This window comes from Asticcacaulis benevestitus DSM 16100 = ATCC BAA-896 (assembly GCF_000376105.1).
Classification (GTDB): Bacteria; Pseudomonadota; Alphaproteobacteria; order Caulobacterales; family Caulobacteraceae; genus Asticcacaulis; species Asticcacaulis benevestitus.
Genome location: NZ_AQWM01000005.1, coordinates 36,967 through 54,608 on the forward strand (window position 1 = coordinate 36,967; position 17,642 = coordinate 54,608).

The 17,642-nt window shown below is 60.2% G+C and carries 18 protein-coding genes and 1 tRNA gene; 11 read left to right on the forward strand and 8 right to left on the reverse strand.

The window, feature by feature from the left end; genetic code table 11:
• Positions 1–16: 16 nt before the first annotated feature.
• The 6 genes from B060_RS0108545 (at position 17) to B060_RS0108570 (ending at position 7,093) form a co-directional block, all read left to right on the forward strand.
• Entirely contained in the window at positions 17–1,297 is a 1,281-nt protein-coding gene (locus tag B060_RS0108545; protein WP_018081358.1) for a multidrug effflux MFS transporter, read from the forward strand.
• An 83-nt stretch (positions 1,298–1,380) separates the two neighbouring features.
• Positions 1,381–1,737 carry a PadR family transcriptional regulator gene (locus B060_RS0108550; protein WP_018081359.1) on the forward strand — a complete coding sequence of 119 codons (357 nt, stop codon included), beginning with the start codon at positions 1,381–1,383 and terminating at the stop codon, positions 1,735–1,737.
• A gap of 1 nt (position 1,738) precedes the next feature.
• Positions 1,739–2,311 (forward strand): DUF1700 domain-containing protein, encoded by a 573-nt coding sequence (locus tag B060_RS0108555; RefSeq protein WP_018081360.1) that lies wholly within the window; start codon positions 1,739–1,741, stop codon positions 2,309–2,311.
• 24 nt (positions 2,312–2,335) lie between these two features.
• Entirely contained in the window at positions 2,336–3,727 is a 1,392-nt protein-coding gene (locus tag B060_RS0108560) for an alpha/beta hydrolase family protein (protein WP_018081361.1), read from the forward strand.
• Between the two features lie 151 nt (positions 3,728–3,878).
• A complete protein-coding gene (locus tag B060_RS0108565; RefSeq protein WP_018081362.1) occupies positions 3,879–5,561 on the forward strand; it encodes a serine hydrolase in 1,683 nt (560 codons plus the stop codon).
• A gap of 146 nt (positions 5,562–5,707) precedes the next feature.
• The gene (locus tag B060_RS0108570; RefSeq protein WP_018081363.1) at positions 5,708–7,093 is read left to right on the forward strand and encodes an alpha/beta hydrolase family protein; all 1,386 of its coding nucleotides are present in this window, start codon (positions 5,708–5,710) and stop codon (positions 7,091–7,093) included.
• On the opposite strand, the gene B060_RS0108575 is transcribed toward B060_RS0108570, so the two are convergent.
• The 7 genes from B060_RS0108575 to B060_RS24105 all read right to left on the reverse strand — a co-directional run bounded on the left by B060_RS0108575 (position 7,090) and on the right by B060_RS24105 (position 11,587).
• Positions 7,090–7,488: a metallopeptidase family protein gene (locus tag B060_RS0108575; protein WP_018081364.1), complete on the reverse strand. Its 399-nt coding sequence runs from the start codon at positions 7,486–7,488 to the stop codon at positions 7,090–7,092. The two genes, B060_RS0108570 and B060_RS0108575, sit on opposite strands and share 4 nt — an antisense overlap.
• On the reverse strand, positions 7,485–7,658 hold the full coding sequence (locus B060_RS27135; protein WP_018081365.1) for a hypothetical protein: 174 nt from the start codon (positions 7,656–7,658) through the stop codon (positions 7,485–7,487). The genes B060_RS0108575 and B060_RS27135 overlap by 4 nt, the downstream gene beginning before the upstream one ends.
• A complete protein-coding gene (locus B060_RS26480) occupies positions 7,655–8,128 on the reverse strand; it encodes an ATPase (protein ID WP_236621546.1) in 474 nt (157 codons plus the stop codon). The genes B060_RS27135 and B060_RS26480 overlap by 4 nt, the downstream gene beginning before the upstream one ends.
• Positions 8,129–8,237: 109 nt before the next feature.
• On the reverse strand, positions 8,238–9,053 hold the full coding sequence (locus B060_RS0108590; RefSeq protein WP_018081367.1) for an enoyl-ACP reductase FabI: 816 nt from the start codon (positions 9,051–9,053) through the stop codon (positions 8,238–8,240).
• A 53-nt stretch (positions 9,054–9,106) separates the two neighbouring features.
• Positions 9,107–10,330 (reverse strand): beta-ketoacyl-ACP synthase I, encoded by a 1,224-nt coding sequence (gene fabB, locus B060_RS0108595; RefSeq protein ID WP_026172705.1) that lies wholly within the window; start codon positions 10,328–10,330, stop codon positions 9,107–9,109.
• 68 nt (positions 10,331–10,398) lie between these two features.
• Positions 10,399–10,917: a 3-hydroxyacyl-[acyl-carrier-protein] dehydratase FabA gene (fabA, locus tag B060_RS0108600; protein ID WP_023447260.1), complete on the reverse strand. Its 519-nt coding sequence runs from the start codon at positions 10,915–10,917 to the stop codon at positions 10,399–10,401.
• Positions 10,918–11,077: 160 nt separating this feature from the next.
• On the reverse strand, positions 11,078–11,587 hold the full coding sequence (locus tag B060_RS24105) for an SH3 domain-containing protein (RefSeq protein ID WP_162149111.1): 510 nt from the start codon (positions 11,585–11,587) through the stop codon (positions 11,078–11,080).
• 351 nt (positions 11,588–11,938) lie between these two features.
• Between B060_RS24105 and B060_RS0108610 the strand changes: the two genes are divergently transcribed.
• Positions 11,939–12,925, forward strand: a complete 987-nt coding sequence (locus tag B060_RS0108610) for a 2-hydroxyacid dehydrogenase (RefSeq protein WP_018081371.1) — start codon at positions 11,939–11,941, stop codon at positions 12,923–12,925.
• A gap of 146 nt (positions 12,926–13,071) precedes the next feature.
• Positions 13,072–13,146 (forward strand) — tRNA-Gly (locus B060_RS0108615).
• A 73-nt stretch (positions 13,147–13,219) separates the two neighbouring features.
• Here the strand turns inward: B060_RS0108615 and B060_RS0108620 are convergent.
• Entirely contained in the window at positions 13,220–13,366 is a 147-nt protein-coding gene (locus B060_RS0108620; RefSeq protein WP_155847570.1) for a hypothetical protein, read from the reverse strand.
• Between the two features lie 50 nt (positions 13,367–13,416).
• On the opposite strand from B060_RS0108620, the gene B060_RS0108625 reads away from it, so the two are divergent.
• The 3 genes from B060_RS0108625 to B060_RS0108635 all read left to right on the forward strand — a co-directional run bounded on the left by B060_RS0108625 (position 13,417) and on the right by B060_RS0108635 (position 17,640).
• Complete coding sequence (locus B060_RS0108625; protein WP_018081373.1) at positions 13,417–13,695, forward strand: hypothetical protein; 279 nt, start codon at positions 13,417–13,419, stop codon at positions 13,693–13,695.
• A 46-nt stretch (positions 13,696–13,741) separates the two neighbouring features.
• Positions 13,742–14,818 carry a calcium:cation antiporter gene (locus B060_RS0108630; RefSeq protein ID WP_018081374.1) on the forward strand — a complete coding sequence of 359 codons (1,077 nt, stop codon included), beginning with the start codon at positions 13,742–13,744 and terminating at the stop codon, positions 14,816–14,818.
• Positions 14,819–15,057: 239 nt separating this feature from the next.
• Positions 15,058–17,640 carry a PAS domain-containing protein gene (locus B060_RS0108635; protein WP_018081375.1) on the forward strand — a complete coding sequence of 861 codons (2,583 nt, stop codon included), beginning with the start codon at positions 15,058–15,060 and terminating at the stop codon, positions 17,638–17,640.
• Positions 17,641–17,642 lie beyond the last annotated feature (2 nt).

Genomic DNA, 17,642 nt, shown 5'->3' on the forward strand with positions numbered 1-17,642 from the left:
CTTAGAAGGCAAACTTTTGGAGCTACACTTTCCCCTCGCGCTTGCGAAGCAATCGGCCTATATCCGCCGCATGTCCGCCCCCCCAGAAACGTCCGCCGCGCCCGGAAAGCCGCACTTCGCCGAATTCGTCACCCTGATCGCCTCCCTGATGGCGCTGGGCGCGCTGGGTATCGACTCCATGCTGCCGGCCTTGCCGATCATCGGTGCCGATCTCCACGTTCAGGTCGAGAACCACCTGCAATGGATCGTCTCGATCTATTTCCTCGGCATGGGTATCGGCCAGCTCTTCTTCGGCGTGATGTCCGACTGGCTCGGTCGCAAACGCGTGCTGATCGGCGGCGTGCTGTTGTTCGTCGTCTTCGGCCTGATCGCCGCGGCGACGCAGAACTTCGCCTTCCTGCTGGTCATACGCCTGCTGCAAGGCTTAGCTGTCGCCACCACCGGTGTGGTGACGCGCTCGCTGATCCGCGATCTCTACAGCGGCCCGCAGATGGCCAAGGTCATGTCGATCAGCTTCGTTGTCTTCCTGCTGGTGCCGATCCTGGCGCCGAGCCTCGGCCAGTTGGTGCTGACCTTCCTGCCGTGGCGCGCCATCTTCCTGATCATGGCCGGCCTCGGGCTCGCCACCGCCATCTGGGCCTGGCTGCGCCTGCCGGAAACCCTGCAACCGGCCGATCGCCGCCGCCCCGATCTGGCGCACCTCAAGCGTGTCGCCTATTTCGTCGTCACCGAACCGGGCTCGATCTTCTATGCCTTCGCCATCACCTTCCTAATCGGATCGCTGCTGGCCTACGTGGCGCTGATGCCGCAGATTTTTAAAGATGTCTTCCACAAGCCGCACCTGATGGCCGGCGTGTTCGCCGCCTGTGCTGCTTCCATGGGCGTCGCCTCGGCGCTCAATGCCTTTCTGGTCGAGCGCCTCGGCGTCAAGCGCATTTCGCACACCGCCCTCACCGCCTTTATTGTGGTAACCGCCATCCATCTGGCCTGGGCCCTGGCCGGGCTTGAGACCATTGTGAGCTTCCTGATCCTGCAATCCCTGACCATGGGCTTGATGTCGCTCTCGACCTCCAACTTCTCAGCCGTGGCCATGGAGAAGGTCGGGCATGTGGCCGGCACTGCCGCCTCGCTGCAAGGCGTGATCACCACGGTCGGGGCCGCTATTGTTTCCGGCCTGATCGGTAACGGCTGGACAGGCCACATCTACTGGCTGCCGCTGGCCGCGCTTGGCTGCGGCATCATCGCGCTCAGCCTGGTGGCCATCAGTGAAAAAGGCAAACTCTACCGCAACACCTGACAAGGGCGCAAAATGGCCTTGCCAGAACCAAGCTTTGCGCATATACCTTGCATAACAAAGTAGTTGGCAATGAAAGGCCCGCCTTGGCCCCTTCCACGGAAAAGACACCCGAAAGCCGCCGCACCCAGATGTACAAGGGCGTGCTGGAACTGGCGCTGATGAGCCTGCTTCAGGATGGCGCGCAATACGGCCTGAAGATCCTCGACGTGCTGCACGAAGAGGCCGGGCTCGATCTGTCCGAAGGCACGCTCTACCCGCTGCTGCACCGCCTGGAAAAGGCCGGGATGATCAAGGCCGACTGGCGCCACGAAGAAGGCGCCAGCCATCCGCGCAAATATTATGCCCTGACCGCCGCAGGCGCCACCGAACTGAAAGCGCAGGGCGATATCTGGCTCGACATGACCGACAGGCTGAACGCTTTTCTGAAAAGGGGGAAATGATATGGGCGCACAAGATAAAAGCGATATCGAAACCTGGCTGGGCTATCTCGAAGATGTGCTCACGCCCCTGCCCGCCAGTGAGCGCGAGGACATTGTGGTCGAGGCCCGCGCCCATCTGGAGGAACGCATCGAGGCCGGTTTGAGCGCCAGTTCGGCTCTGGCCGGTTTCGGCAAGGCCGAGCACTACGCCCGCGCCTTTCTGGATGATCACAAGCTGAATACCGCGCTCGACAGCAAGCGTAGCATGACCATGCTCAAGACCCTGATTTCGGTCGCCGGTCAAAGTCTGATCGCCACGGTGGGCCTGATCGGCTTTCTCGTCTTTGGCGTCACCACCCTGGCCGCTATCGCCTGCATCTTGCTCAAGATCGCCCGGCCGGAGATGGTAGGCTTGTGGATCGCCCCCGACGTTTTCGTACTGGGTGCCGCGACCACACGACCAGCCGCGCCAGAAATGCTGGGTAACTGGGTCTATGTGGTGCTGGCAGGATTGGTCTTTTTCGACGCCCTGCTGGCGCGTTTCAGCCTGGTGCTGGCCCTCAAGGGCCTGAAAGGCCAAGCCGACCGGGAATAATTTATTCAACAGAGGGAGGGGTATATGCGTAAATTTTTTCTGATGTTAACCGCCTTGATGGGGTTGGCCGCACCTGTTTGCGCCGAGGAAGCTGCAGGCGACTGGTCCGGGATGCTCGTCAATCTCCGCGTCGGGCTTCATCTTACCAAAGACTCCGATGGTCACTACGCCGGCTTCATGCAGAGCCTGGATCAGGGCGGCGTCAAAATCCCGCTTGATTCCATCGCCGCCACACCGGATACGCTCGCCTATCATGGCGTTAATGCCAAGCTCGGGGTGGATGGCCGCTACGAAGGACACTGGGACGATGCCCAAAAGGCCTGGGTCGGCAATTGGCGGCAAGGCGGTCTTGTTCCCCTCACCTTCAAGCGCACCGCGACCGCCGACATGCCCTTTGCCAGGCGTCCGCAGGAAGAAGCGATTGCGACGAACCCGCATCCCTTTCCCTCAGAAGACGTCGGGTTCGACAATGCGAGCGCCGGCGTGCATCTGGCGGGCACCTTCAGCAAGCCGGTCGGTGCCGGTCCCCTTCCCGCCGTCGTTCTGATCAGCGGTTCAGGACGAAACACGCGCGATGAAGAGGGTTACGGACATAAGGCATTTGTCGTGCTGGCCGATGCGCTCAATCGCGCCGGCATCGCTGTCCTGCGCTATGATAAGCGCGGCGCCGGCCAATCAACCGGCGACTATGACGCGGCCACCACGGCTGATTTCGCGGCAGATGCCGAAGCCGCCGTTACCTATCTCGCCAGCCGTAGCGATGTCGATCCGAAACACGTCGGCCTTGTCGGCCATAGCGAAGGTGGCATTATCGCCCCGATCGTGGCGGGTCATCTGCCTTCCGTGTCCTTCGCTGTGCTGATCGCCGGCGTTACAGTGCCGGGAGATCAGGCGGCTCTTCTCCAGCTTGAAGCGCTTGATCGCGCCAATGGTAAAAGCGAGACCGAAATCCGGAAACAACTAGCGCTACTCCAGCAGGCTTATGCCGTAATTCGTGCTTCAAAAAATCCGGAAGACGCCCGGACACAACTGACAACCGCCGCTCGCCCCCTTATCGAAAGCGGCGCCTACAGCCAGTCGCAGGCGGACGACACCATTGCTCTGTTCACCAGCCCGTCGCGGTACTGGTTGCTGCGCTACGATCCTGCGGTAGACCTGCAAAATGTCCACATCCCTGTTCTGGCCATTTATGGCACGCTCGATCTTCAGGTGCCGCCTGCCGGCCACGTACCCGCCCTGCGTGCGGGCCTGAAAGACAATCCCGACGTCACCATCGTCGAACTGCCAGGCCTCAACCACCTGCTCCAGCACGCGACGACCGGCGCACCTGCCGAATATGCCCGGATCGAGGAAACGATTGCGCCGGAGGCCCTCAAGGTCATCACGGAATGGGTGACGCGGCATACGAACCCCTAAGCGACCCGTGGACTCCCGCCGAAGCGTTGGCGGGAGTCGCTAAACTGACCGCCTGACCAGGCATATAGGTCAGGCGGTCTTTTTCCATTTGGCAATGGACAACCCAGATGGGTCTACCACATAATAAACTATCGCTATGGGGGAAAGCCACATGAAGACGTTATGGGTTCTGCTGGGGGTCGCCGCGCCCCTTCTGATGTCCACGCCGACATTTGCCGAAGAGGCTGCCGGCGCCTGGAGCGGCGCCATTGATAATCATCTGCTGGCGCTTATCAGGATAGATAAGGCGGCCGACGGCAGCTACAGCGGCACCTTCACGGATCATGAACAGCCTCTCGCAAAACCGGACGACCATGCGGTCACCAATGTCCCCATCGCCCATGTCGTAGCAACGACAGACCGACTTAGCTTCGAAGCGCCTGCGATAGGCGACGCCATTTTTGACGGCCGTTGGGATAAAGCGGCGCAGCAATGGGTTGGTACCTTCCAGTGGGGCAAGGACGGCTACAGATCGCAACTCAGACTAACACGCACCAACGCGACAAATCTGGCGGACAGCGTGAAGCCACGTGTTTACACAAGTGCAGCGGAAGAGCGCGACGTAATGGAAGCGCTTATTGAGGGTTATGTACAGGATAAGCGCTTTATGGGCGCGATATTCGTAAGCCAGGGCGATCATGTGCTGATTGATAATGGCTACGGATTTGCCAACCTGTCTGCTGGCACACCGAACACATCAGATACACGCTACCACATCGCCTCGATCACCAAGTCCTTCACAGCCACCGCCATACTAATGCTGCAGGATCGCGGCAAGCTTAGCCTCGATGATCCGCTCAGCAAGTACATTACCGATGCGCCTGCGGCATGGGACGGCATCACCTTGCGCCATCTTCTGGCTCACACCTCAGGCCTGGGTGACCACAATCCTCTGCTGGCAGGACATTTTGGCGAAGCTTTTTCTCCCGCCCAACTTTGGAAGATTATCCGTACCTTGCCGCTCGATTCCAGGCCTGGCGAAACATACCAGTACAGCAATGCCGGTTTTTCGATACTGGGCCTGGTTATCGAGAAGGTCAGCGGCCAGCCTTACGGCGATTTCCTGCATGACAACATCTTCATGCCACTGCACATGGACAGCACGGGATATAATCCATCCGCAGGTGCGAAGGATGCCATTGGTTATGAAATGGGCGATGACGCGCCTGTTGCCGCGGCATACCGGGATCTGAGCAATAGCTTCTCCGCAGGCGGACTGGTTTCGACCACGCACGACCTGCGGAAATGGCAGACCGCGCTTTTTGGCGAAAAGTTGATCTCGAAGACCGCGCTCACAGAAATGCAAACCCAAGGACTCGGCCTCGCACGCAATGCCTTGGACGGACACATGACTTACAGTCATAGCGGCCATCTGCCAGGCTATGTCAGCGATGCGGCATACCAACCAGAGAATGACCTTTCGGTCATCGTGCTCGGCAATCTCGATAACAGTTCTGCCGTCTGGATATCCAGAAGCCTCTTCACTCTCGCTCACGGCTTTCCAACAGAGGTTGTGCCCCTGCCCAAAGCTATCGAAGTGGCGCCGGACATCCTGAAGCAATATGTCGGCACCTATGTGCTGGCGGCAGGCTTCAGTCTCGCCGTCACGGTGGAGGGCGGGCATCTGGTGGTGCAGGCCGCAGGTCAGGACAAGGTCAGAGCCTACCCGGAATCGGAGACTATCTTCTTCGCTAGAACCGTCGCGGCCAAGCTGGAATTCACCCGCGACAAGGACGGGAGGAGAGGCTGCATCCTGCATCAAGGCGGCCGTGACATGCCGGGCGTCAGACAGTAGGCCTAAGCCTCCTACCGAGGCGTTGGCGAATGTTGCGAAACTGACCGCCTGACCAGGCTTGTAGGTCAGGCGGTCTTTTTCCATTTGGAAAATGGACAGACCAGATTAGTTTGCCATATAACAAATTACCGCTAGGGGAAAATCACATGAAGACGTTATGGGTTCTGCTGGGGGTCGCCGCGCCCCTCCTGATGTCCACGCCGACATTTGCCGAAGAGGCTGCCGGTGACTGGGGCGGTCTGTTGATGGGGCAGCTTCATGTCATCGTCCACATCAGGAAAGATGGCGGCCAGTACAGCGCCAGCCTGGAAAGCCCGGATCAGGGCAAGTTCGTCCTCCCGGCGGATACCGTGACGACCACGCCCGATCACCTCGCTTTCGCTATCGCCAAGATCAACGGCAGCTACGATGGCAAGTGGGACGAAGCGAAACAGGCCTGGATCGGCACCTGGACTCAAGGGCAGGCCATGCCGCTCGTGCTCAAACGGCTTGTCAACGGCAAGGTCGTCGCCGAGGCTCCCAAACGCCCGCAGGAAGAGGCGATCATGGCGGCACCGCGCCCCTACACCTCTACCGAGGTCACTTTTGACAGCGTGACCGGCGTCAGGCTGGCCGGCGCCTTCAGCGCGCCGGATGGCAAGGGCCCCTTCCCTGCCGTCGTGCTGATCGCTGGCTCAGGTCCGCACACGCGTGACGAGGATGTCGCTGGCCACAAGGTTTTTATGGTGCTGGCGGATGCGCTTAATCGTGCCGGCGTCGCCGTGTTACGCTATGACAAGCGCGGCATGGGCCAGTCCACCGGCGACTATGCCCGTGCGACCACGACGGACTTCGCCGCCGATACCGACGCTGCCGTCACCTGGCTGACACAGCGGCCGGAGGTCGATCCAGCCCATATCGGCCTCATAGGTCATTCCGAAGGCGGATTGATCGCCCCCGCCGTCGCCGTTCATAATCCCTCAGTCGGTTTTGTTGTCCTGATGGCCGGCCCTGGACTGCCCGGTGACCAGATCCTGCTGATGCAACAAGCCGCTATCGCCCGCGCCTCCGGAGAGTCAGAAACAAATATTGCCGCCAGCCAAAAGACGAATAAATCGGTCTTTGACATGATCAAATCGGCGCAAAGCCTCGAAGACGCCAAGACAACGGCGGCTGCGATGGCCGTCGAAATCGCCACTGATCGCAAGATACCCCTGTCAGAGGTTCAAGCCGGCCTCGCCCCGATCACAACCCCCTGGTTTTACGAATTCATCCTCTCCGACCCGCGGCCAAATCTTGAAAAGGTCAAGGCGCCGGTGCTGGCGATAGACGGTGCGCTGGATATGCAGGTGCCGCCAAAAGAGGATCTGGCGGCCATCAAAGAGGCTTTAAAAAACAACACGGATGTGACGACTATCGAACTCCCGGGGCTTAACCACCTGTTCCAGACGGCGAAAACCGGTTCACCTTCTGAGTATATGGAGATCGAGGAAACCCTGTCGCCGGTGGCCCTGAAAACCATCACTGACTGGGTGAAAGCGCACAGCCGCTAGGGCTTTTTCAGCTCGGCCTCCAGCCATTCCATATCCTCGTCGCTGAGGCCGAAATGATGGCCCGCTTCGTGGATCAGGATATGACTGACCAGTTCAGCCAGAGTGACCCCGCCATCGGCCCATTCATCGAGTATAGCCCGGCGGAACAGGTGGATCATCGGCGGCAGATCGCCTGTCACCGATTCAAGTCCAGCCGGATTACCGGTATAAAGCCCGGTCAGTTCGTAGGCATCCTCGATGCCAAGCACGTCGAGCATTTCTTCGGACGGGAAGTCCTCGACAATCAGCACCACGCCTTGCAGATGGCCCGCAAACGGTTCGGGCAGACGTGTGAGGGCTGCGCGCGCAATCGTTTCTATGTCGTCAAGTGAAGGCGCAAAACCGAACTGGCTCATTCGGCAGCGGTGTCTGTTGGGCCTTCAGGGTAGATTTTAACCGGCTTTTCGCCATCCCACTCAACCCAGTATTGGCCGAGACGACGTTTATGGTCGATGGCCTCTTTGACAGCCAGCTTTAAAGCAACTGTGGGATCAGTCATTTCATCCTTGGAAGCCGAACTATTCACGATAACCCCGCGAGTTTCAAAAGCCGCTCATAGCGCTCATGATGAAATATCTCACACTCATCATCAGCATAATTCCAAAAAACCAAAGGCGGATCATCTGCATCATCGTTCATATAGCAAACGCATTTCCGAACCTTCATTCTATATTCATTGAAGAGATTTCGCAAACTGCGTGGAAAACGACGCTCAATATCAGTAACGGGAATATCATGGCCACCATGCGCCACACGTTCAGCGACACGGGCCTTCGACATTTCAACACTTGGAAGTGCAATATAATAAAGATCGACTTTCCAGCCCGCCGTCTTCAGACGCTCGATCAGTTTAAGATAATTACGGCCTGCTAAAGTCGTCTCAAAGGCAAAATCCTGGCCAGCATCTATACAAGCCTCGATTTGCGCAAGAAACAATCGGCCTGCTTTTACCGCCTGCGTTCCCGGAGCAAAAGGTGACAAGCCAGACGCGATCATGTCCGCATTCAGAAAACGAGTAATCTGAATCGCCGGTAGATACGTAAGCGCAAACGTCGTTTTTCCCGCACCATTAGGGCCTGCAATGATCAGGCACCTGGGGCATGATCTAGGCTTCGATGTCTTCGGGCAGGCCGACCACATGGAAGCCGGCATCGACGTGAACGACTTCGCCGGTAGTCGAGAACCCGAGATCAGACGCCAGCCAGAGGGCTGCGCCCGCCACGCCTTCCATCGAGGTTTCCTGCTTCATCAGCGAGAACTGACCCGACTTGGCGTGGAGGCCGCGGCCGCCGGAGATACCGGCCAGCGACAGGGTGCGCATGGCGCCGGCTGAAATGGCGTTGACACGGATGCCCTTCGGCCCCAGGTCGCGGGCGATGTAGCGGGTCGAGGCTTCGAGTGCGGCCTTGGCCACGCCCATGGTGTTGTAGTTCGGTATAACGCGCTCGGCGCCGAGATAGGTCAACGTGATCAGCGAACCGCCATTCGGCATCAGTTCGGCGGCACGACGCGATACGTCGACGAACGAGAAGGCCGAGACGTTGAGCGCCAGCAGGAAGCCCTCGCGCGTGGTGTTTTCGACGAACGAGCCTTGCAGTTCGTTCTTGTTGGCGAAGGCGACCGAATGGATGACGAAATCGATCTCGCCATAGATCTCCTTCAACTTGGCGAAGGCGATGTCCATAGACTCATCCGAGGTCACGTCGCACTCGATCAGGTGCTTGACGCCGATCGATTCGGCCAGCGGGCCAACGCGGCGCAGCAGGCTTTCCCCCATATAGGAGAACGCCATGTCGGCGCCTTGCGCGGCCAGTTGCGAGGCGATGCCCCAGGCGATGGACTTGTCGTTGGCAACGCCCATGACAAGGCCCTTCTTGCCCTTCATGAGGTCGCCCTTGGGGAAGTTCCATTCGTCAGCCATGGGGTAGTCCTTATAAATCAGTCTGGGCCAAAGGATTTGCAGAGCAAATCCGTCTATAAATCTTCTTGAGAAAGTATGATCGAGCCGTTGGTGCCGCCAAAGCCGAACGAGTTCGACATGATGGTGCCGATCGGACCGTCATGACGCTTACGCAGGATCGGCATACCGTCGAACGCCGGATCGAGATTGTCGATATTGGCGCTCTCGGCGGCGAAACCGTTCTGCATCATCAAAAGGCAGTAGATGGCTTCCTGCGCACCGGCAGCGCCCAAGCTGTGACCGGTCAGGGACTTGGTCGAGGAAATCATCGGCATGTTGGCGCCAAAGACATCGCGCACCGCGCCCATTTCCTTCTCGTCACCCACCGGCGTCGATGTGCCGTGCGGATTGAGATAGTCGATCTTGCGGCCACGGGCTTCCGCCATAGCGATCTTCATGCAGCGCGCAGCGCCTTCGCCAGAAGGGGCCACCATATCATAGCCGTCCGAATTGGCGGCGTAACCGACCACTTCGGCGATGATGTTGGCGCCGCGTGCCTTGGCGCGCTCATATTCTTCCAGCACCACCATGCCAGCGCCGCCGGCGATGACGAAGCCGTCACGGTCGCGGTCATAAGCGCGAGAAGCGACCGCCGGGCGATCGTTGAAGTTCGACGACATGGCGCCCATGGCGTCGAACATGTCGGACAGCGTCCAGTCGAGCTCTTCGGTGCCGCCGGCGAACATCACATCCTGCTTGCCGAGCATGATCTGCTCTGCCGCCGCGCCAATGCAGTGCACCGAGGTGGCGCAGGCCGAGGAGATCGAATAGTTGATGCCGCGGATTTCAAACCACGTCGCCAGAACGGCCGACGGGCCGGACGACATGGCCTTGGGCACGGCGAATGGCCCGATACGCTTGGGCGAGGTCTTCTCGCGGGTGATATCCGCCGCCGCCACGATGGCGCTGGTGGAAGGGCCGCCGGCGCCGAAAATGATGCCGGTGCGCTCATTGGAGATATCGGACTTATCCAGACCGGAAGACGCGATCGCCTGATCCATGGCGATGTGACCATAGGCCAGGCCCGGCGACAGGAAGCGGGCGGCGCGACGGTCGATCAGCGCCTGCCAGTCATCGATTTTTGGGGCGGCGTGCACCTGGCACTTGAAGCCGAGACGTGCATAATCTTCGGCGGCGACGACCCCGGAGCGTGCTTCCTTCAGAGATTGCGTGACCTCATCGGCACCAAGGCCAATGGAAGAGACAATCCCCAGTCCTGTAATCACGACTCTACGCATGTAATATCCTACTCTTAGCCCTGTGGCGAATAACCAATGCGGCCCCTTATGCGTGGGACCTGCTGTGCCTAACCCAGTTCCTTGGCGTCAAACAAACCGACGCGCAGACCGGACGCCTGATAGATAAGCTTACCATCAGCCTCGACAACCCCGTCGGCGATGCCCATGATCAATTTGCCCGACATAACACGCTTCATGTCGATCTTGTAGGTAACCTTTTTCACGGCGTTCGTGACCTGGCCGGTGAACTTCACCTCGCCGACGCCAAGGGCGCGGCCACGGCCGGGATTGCCCTTCCAGCCCAGGAAGAAGCCGACGAGCTGCCACATGGCGTCAAGGCCGAGGCAGCCCGGCATGACCGGATCACCGATGAAGTGGCAGGCGAAGAACCAGAGTTCCGGGGTGATGTCGAGTTCGGCCTCGATATAGCCCTTGCCGAAAGCGCCGCCGGTGTCGGCGATCTGGACGATGCGATCGAACATCAGCATCGGCGGGGCGGGAAGCTGGGCATTGCCCGGACCGAACATATCGCCGCGTCCGCAGGACAGCAGGTCTTCATACGAAAAGGATGAGGGGCGTTCGGTCATCAGCAAAAAAGCTCCGCGGCATCGGCACGCCTCACTGTAGGCGCGTTCCCCATGCGTGTAACATTAAAAAATGATGCGTTACACGAGCCCGCGTCCAGGCTCAACCCTTTTGAGGCTTTTTATGGCCGGACCGCGCGTCTTTCTCATGCCGTTTCAGGCTTTATTTGCTGGTGAAGGGATCGGGGCGCTTGCAGACGGCCACGTCCTGCGTGCCCCAGAGCCCCTGCTCCGGCACCCAGCCGGTCTTGCCGGCGGCGGAGATCCGGCACCAGTTCTTCTTGCACTTGTCGAGCGAGGCCAGCGACTTCGGCCGCAGGATGGCCTGCGCATCGGACGCCTCATCGGGGCTCTTGCGCAAGGTCAGCTTCTGCCCCGCCGGGCTCATCACGTTCTTGGCCGTGCGCAGCATGGTGCGGCTGACCCAGGCGACATTGCCATCCGGATCGCAGATCAGGCGCCATTCGCGCGTCTCAGAAATGATCTGAACCGGCAGGCCCGATACACGATAGGTCCAGACGACGCGGTTCTCCTTGCTCGGCCCGTTGCGCGCATAGACCTCATTGCTTTTCAGCATGGCCCAGCGCGGCAGCGGCAGGTTGGACGGCGTGTTGTAGACCTCATCCTCGGCCATGGCCGCCACCGGCATCACGGCCAGCATAACAGCGCACATGGCAAGCCACAGCCCGGCCTTGCCGCCGCGTAATCTGCGAAAAGGCCAAAACACTTGAAAAGCGGCGCGCAAAGCGTTTATGTCGGGGAAACGAAGCGCGGCTTGGCCTTTGGCTTGGGGGTGACGCATATCGGATATAACTGTTACGGAGGAGGACGGCTGTAAGTGCGGCCAGGCCAAAGGCCGGTCGCGGCAAGCCGCCATGATGTCCCGCAAGGGTTCAGATTTGGTTAATGGAATGCTAACCGCGTTCCAAAGAAAAACGGGCGAACACGCCCGGCGGTGGGTAAGGCCTGAGGGAAAGGGTCCGAATTTGCCGACGATAACGCTTCAAAACGAATAAAGGCATAGATGAGCACTGCAAAACTCAAGGTCATCCTCACCATCAAGCTGCCCGACGCAGTCGAGACGCGGATGCGCGAGCTGTTTAACACCACCCTGTGGCTGTTCATGACGCCGATGCCGCGCGACCGCATGATCGAAGCTGCACGCGATTGCGACGTGCTGGTGACCTCGATCAACGATCCGATCGATGCCGAATTTTTCGCGAATTGCGGCGACCGCCTCAAGATGATCGCCAATTTCGGCGTCGGCTACGATCATATCGATATCAACGCCGCCACGGAACAAGGCATCATGGTCACCAACACGCCGGGCGTGCTGACCGAGGATACCGCCGAAATGACCATGGGCCTGATCATGGCCGTGTCGCGCCGCTTCGTCGAAGGCGCCGAACTGGTGCAGAAGGGCGAGTTCTCCGCCTGGTCGCCCACCTTCATGCTGGGCCGCCGCATCTTCGGCAAGCGCCTGGGCATCATCGGCATGGGCCGCATCGGTCAGGCCCTGGCGCGCCGTGCCCGCGCCTTTGGCATGAGCGTGCACTATCATAACCGCAAGCCGGTGTCGGCGCGGGTGTCCGATGAACTGGGCGCCACCTACTGGGACGATCTCGACCAGATGCTGTCACGCATGGACGTGGTGTCGATCAATGCGCCGGGCGGCGCCGGCACCCATCATCTGCTGAATGCCGAGCGCCTGTCGAAGCTGCAGCCGCACGCCATCCTGGTCAATACGGCGCGCGGCCAGATCGTCGATGAACGCGCCCTGGCCGCCATGCTGCGCAACAAGCAGATCGCCGGCGTAGGGCTTGATGTCTATGAACGCGAGCCGGCGATCAATCCGGAACTGATCGGCCTGCCCAACGCCATCCTGCTGCCGCATATGGCCTCCTCCACCATCGAGGCGCGTCAGGATATGGGCGACCGGGTGATCCTCAACATCAAGACGCATCAGGACGGCCACCGTCCGCCCGACCGCGTTATTCCGGCGATGCTGTAGGGGCGCCCGCAGAAAGGCGACGCCTTGCTTTTGCTGATAAAAAAAGTTTTTCACAGGTTTCCGCAAATAGGCACTTGCATTGAAAACGACCTTCCGTCTATAAGGCCGACCTCGCGGTGAGGCAAACACCTCACCAACGGATGCAAGCGGGCGTAGCTCAGCGGTAGAGCGCGACCTTGCCAAGGTCGATGTCGAGAGTTCGATCCTCTTCGCCCGCTCCAATCCTCTTCTTGAGGACATGGAACACAAATAAAAAGCAGCCCTCGTGGCTGCTTTTTGCGTTTGGGCCTAATGCTACATAAAGCTCAGCACTTCAAACAAAGCCGACTTGCCCGACGGCGCGGCCATGGCGGCGGCCTCGAAACAATCCAGCACATCGCCCAGGAAGACGATAAGCTCCTCCTCGGTTAAGCCCCGTTTACCCTGGCAACCCCATCGCAATTTTACACCCCGCCCCCTAGCTATGTCGGCTTGCATAAAAGGAGCGATAGATGGACCTCGATCAGGAGATAGACGGCGTATTCAAGAAGCTCGACCAGCGCGTGACCGATCCGGATGTGGCCTGCGCCGCCCTCAAGCAATTGATCCGCACCGATCTGCTCAACTTCGCAACAGGCCCGCAGATCGGCGACATGTACGAGTTTATCGAGACCCTGTTCCAGCAGGGGGTGGGCCTTTCCAGCCACCGTATGAAGGCCGCGCTCAAGGCCGAGGTGCACAAGATCCGCAGCCAATATGCGCGTAAACCCGCTGCCATCGTCTGGCTGTAGCCGCTCCCCTTGACATTTTATGGCGGGCTGGCGTTTAAGAGCCGCCATGCTCAGCCTTATAAGACAAGAAAAGAACCTGCTGATCGGCGCCATTATGGCCGCGATCGCCTTTTCGCTCGAACACACCATCCTCGAACTCGGACAGGTCGCGTCGCTCGTCGCCGGCCTGACCCTGATCGGCGTCATCATCATGGTGTCGCTACGCGTGGCCCACCATGCCGAGGTTCTGGCTGAAAAGGTCGGCGAACCCTACGGCACCATGATCCTGACCCTGTCGGCCGTACTGGTCGAGGTCATCATCCTGATCATGATGCTGAGCCATACCTCATCGCCAACGCTAGCGCGTGACACCATCTATTCGGCGGTCATGCTGGACATGAACGGCATTCTCGGCCTCGCCGCTATCCTGGGCGGCCTGCGCTACGGTGAGCAGCCCTACAATGTCGATTCCGGCAACACCTATGTGGTCATGATCATGACAGGCATGGGCGTATCCATGATCGTGCCGGAGTTCATTCCGCAGGATCACTGGCGCATCTATTCGGTCTTTACCATCGGCATCATGCTGCTGCTTTACAGCGTTTTCCTGCGCCTCCAGACCACGCGCCACAGCTACTTCTTCAGCTACAGCTATGCCGGCACCGGTGACGCAGATCATAAGCACACCGGCAGCGCACGCGTGTCCGGCACCTTTTTGATCATCGGTGTCGTGCTGATCGGCGCCTTGGCCGAGGTCATGGCCAAGACCATGGATACGGGCCTGAGCGGCACCGGCGTGCCGCCGATCGTGGCCGCCCTTCTGGTCGCTACGATCTCCGCCAGCCCGGAAATCCTGACCGCCCTGCGCGCCGCCCTGGCCAACCGCATGCAACCCGTGGTCAATATTGCGCTCGGCGCCTCGCTCTCGACCGTCATCCTGACCGTGCCGGCTATCGAGATCATGGCCCTGATGAACAACCAGCCGATCCATATGGCGCTGACGCCGGTGCAGACGGTGATGACGGCGCTGACGCTTCTGGTGGCGAGCATCAATCTCAACGATGGCGAAACCAACGCCATCGAAGGCGCCACGCACTTCGTGCTGTTCGCCACCTTCCTGATGCTGTCCTTACTCGGCGTGTAGTGGCCCGCCGCCGCCCATGCGGCGTTCCCTCACATAAAATGTCCCTAATTCGCCTCTTTGTCTTAAGCGGTTGCCATGCCACTGTGTTCTGGCCAGTGTGTTCCCGTCAGTGTATTCCGGCAAGATTATGCCGGTTGGCCCGTAGATGCAGGCACGGAACTTGCTGTCATACGGCTGACGGGTCGCGCCTGTAGCAGAATGGCGCGCCGGCGGTAGGGGTTTTGAGGTAGGGTTGTTGTATGTTGTTGCAGAATGAGCATGATCTGATCGCGCTGCTTGGGGTCGCGGCCTTCATCCTGCTCGCCCTGTCGATCATCGGTGGCGTCATCGCCTCACTGAAGTCGTTCCAGGTCCGCCAGTTCCAGGATCTTTTGTTCAAGGCCGAACGCAAGATCGACACCCTGGAACGCCGCATGTTCAACGTGCTCAATGCCGTGCCGGTGGCCCTTGTTGAAACCGATATCAGCGGCAAGTTCACCTTCGCCAACAAGACCGCGCACCAGCTTCTCGGCCGCAAGGATTCCGAGCTGATCGGCCTGCGTTTCCATTCCGCCACCTGGGGCATCGCCTATCCCGATGGCCGCGTCATTCCCGCCGACCTCATGCCGATCGCCCGCACCCTGCGCGGCCAGACGGTCAAGGGCTTCCAGCACCTGCTGACCAATCACGGCAGCCACGAAAAAGTGCTGGTCAGCGTCACCTCCATGCCGATCATGAACGGCGCCGGCGAGGTCATTGGCTCGACCTCGGCCATGGTCGAACTCGAAACCTCTTCCGGCGAGGGCGTGGACGATCTGAACGGCCTGTGGCGCGGCCACTGGTTCGCCGCCGCCACCCTGCCTTTCTGGGGGCTCGATACCAAGGCGCAGATCGTCGATATCAACAATGCCGCGCTCGATGCCTTCGATCTCAAGCGCGAGCAGGCGCTGGGCCAGAACTGGACGCAGTTCTTCGTCGATGACGCTGATTTCCAGAAAGCCGTCGATTATCTTGGCGAGTTGCAGGACGAAGCCTCGCCGCACACGCAGATTTCGCTCACCCTGACGCTGAAAGCGCCGGGCGGTGAGCCCCAGCCGGCCACGGTCACCGCCTGGCTGGTCCGCACCCACGAAGGCGGCGAACGCGGCCTGACCGTTATGGCCATGCCCGGCATTTCCGCGCCGCGCATCGCCCCTGTCTCCACGCTCAATGACGATGACGCGCAGGAATTGACCGACCACCGCCTTGCCGAAGACGCCCGCGCCGCGCTTGGCGTCGGCACCTGGCAGTATGATGCCGAGGCCGACACCATTGTCGAGGACGCCGGCATGATGGCGCTGATCGGCCGTGACTATGTCGGCGGCCCCACCCTGATTTCCGAGGCCGATCAGGCCTTGGCCAATGTCGCCTTCACCCAGCTTATGTCGGGCGAAAGCGATCATCTGGCGCTCGATATCCAGGTGACACGCAAGGACGGCTCAGTGCGCTGGATCGCGCTCGAAGGCCAGTCGAAGATGATGGACGGCAAGAAGCAGATCTACGGCGTCGCCTTCGATTGCACAGCATGGAAACAGACAGAAGCCCCTGCGGCCGCGGTCGAGCCCGTCATTCATACGACCGGCATAACCGAAGCCGAGCTTGAAGCCGCCGTGCTCAAGGCGCGCGAAGAAGCGCATGCAGCCGCCCTCACTGAGGCCCGCAGCCAGCACGCGGCCGAACTGGAAGCCGCGCGTCTCGCTGCCGCCCGTGAACATGATCTGGCGCTTGCCCAAGCTGTGGCCGAAGCTGTAGCCGCCGCCCGTGCCAAGGCCCTTGAAGAGGCCCCGACGCCCTATGAATGGCAGGCGCCGGTGTCCCTGCCCGATCCGGTCATCGTCCATGAACCCGATCCGCTGGTGGTGGCCGAGAACGCCGCGCTCAAGGCGCAACTCGATGCCGCGAAAAGCGATCTCGAACAAGCCGAGAGCCGCTGCAACGCGCTTCAACTACAACTGGATGAAATCATCTTCGCCAAGCCGGTGGCCGTGCCCGAGCCTGAGCCTGTCGATACGCAGCGCCTTGCCGAGATGAGCGCCGAACTGGACATGGCCCGCGCGGTGCAGGCCGCCCTTGAGACCGAACTTGACGCTTTGCGCAATGCACCGGTGCCGCAACCCAATTACAGCGAGCACGAAGCGCGCAATGCTCGCCTGCAGGCCGAGTTGGAAACCCTGCAAAAGCGGCAGGTCGAGTTGGCCCGCCGCTATCAGAACCTGGCGGAAACGCCGGCGCCGGAGCCGGATTACAGCCAGCACGAAGCCCGCATCCAGGCCCTGCAATCGGCGCTCGAACAGGTGGCCGCGCGTCATACCGATCTGCAGGCCAAACACGAGGTCCTGCTCAATGCGCCGGCGCCGGGGCCCGATGTCAGCGCCTGGGAGGCCAAGCTGGCCGCGGCGCAGCACGATATCGTCAAGTGGCAGGCGGCCTATGACGACGCGCAAGGCAAGCTGGCGGCGATGCCGGTGGTCGATCACGCTGCGCTGGAAACGCGCCTGAGCGATCTGGAGACCTTGCTTACCAAATCACAGTCCAAACAGGCCGAAATGACCGCCCGCGTCGATCAGCTTAACGAGGCTTTGAGCCATGCCCAGCGCTTTGAGACGGTGGGACGTTTGACCGGCGATGTGGCGCAGGATTTCGCTCAGATGCTCGGCGTTATTAATGGCGCGCTGGAAATCATGTCGCGCCAGGGCGATAGTCCGGAAAGCATCCGCCGTCTGTCCGAAGCGGCTTTGGCGGCCGGCAAGCGCGGCGAACGCCTGACCCGCCAATTGCAAGCCTTCCAGTCGGAAGAGCTCTAATA

Excerpts from the sequence above, each read along its gene's own strand:
- B060_RS0108555 (WP_018081360.1), top strand. The coding sequence starts at position 1,739 with ATGGGCGCACAAGATAAAAGCGATATCGAAACCTGGCTGGGCTATCTC.
- B060_RS0108560 (WP_018081361.1), top strand. The coding sequence starts at position 2,336 with ATGCGTAAATTTTTTCTGATGTTAACCGCCTTGATGGGGTTGGCCGCA.
- B060_RS0108565 (WP_018081362.1), top strand. The coding sequence starts at position 3,879 with ATGAAGACGTTATGGGTTCTGCTGGGGGTCGCCGCGCCCCTTCTGATG.
- B060_RS0108570 (WP_018081363.1), top strand. The coding sequence starts at position 5,708 with ATGAAGACGTTATGGGTTCTGCTGGGGGTCGCCGCGCCCCTCCTGATG.
- B060_RS0108575 (WP_018081364.1), bottom strand. The coding sequence starts at position 7,488 with ATGAGCCAGTTCGGTTTTGCGCCTTCACTTGACGACATAGAAACGATT.
- B060_RS26480 (WP_236621546.1), bottom strand. The coding sequence starts at position 8,128 with ATGATCGCGTCTGGCTTGTCACCTTTTGCTCCGGGAACGCAGGCGGTA.
- B060_RS0108590 (WP_018081367.1), bottom strand. The coding sequence starts at position 9,053 with ATGGCTGACGAATGGAACTTCCCCAAGGGCGACCTCATGAAGGGCAAG.
- fabB (WP_026172705.1), bottom strand. The coding sequence starts at position 10,330 with ATGCGTAGAGTCGTGATTACAGGACTGGGGATTGTCTCTTCCATTGGC.
- fabA (WP_023447260.1), bottom strand. The coding sequence starts at position 10,917 with ATGACCGAACGCCCCTCATCCTTTTCGTATGAAGACCTGCTGTCCTGC.
- B060_RS24105 (WP_162149111.1), bottom strand. The coding sequence starts at position 11,587 with ATGTGCGCTGTTATGCTGGCCGTGATGCCGGTGGCGGCCATGGCCGAG.
- B060_RS0108610 (WP_018081371.1), top strand. The coding sequence starts at position 11,939 with ATGAGCACTGCAAAACTCAAGGTCATCCTCACCATCAAGCTGCCCGAC.
- B060_RS0108625 (WP_018081373.1), top strand. The coding sequence starts at position 13,417 with ATGGACCTCGATCAGGAGATAGACGGCGTATTCAAGAAGCTCGACCAG.
- B060_RS0108630 (WP_018081374.1), top strand. The coding sequence starts at position 13,742 with ATGCTCAGCCTTATAAGACAAGAAAAGAACCTGCTGATCGGCGCCATT.
- B060_RS0108635 (WP_018081375.1), top strand. The coding sequence starts at position 15,058 with ATGTTGTTGCAGAATGAGCATGATCTGATCGCGCTGCTTGGGGTCGCG.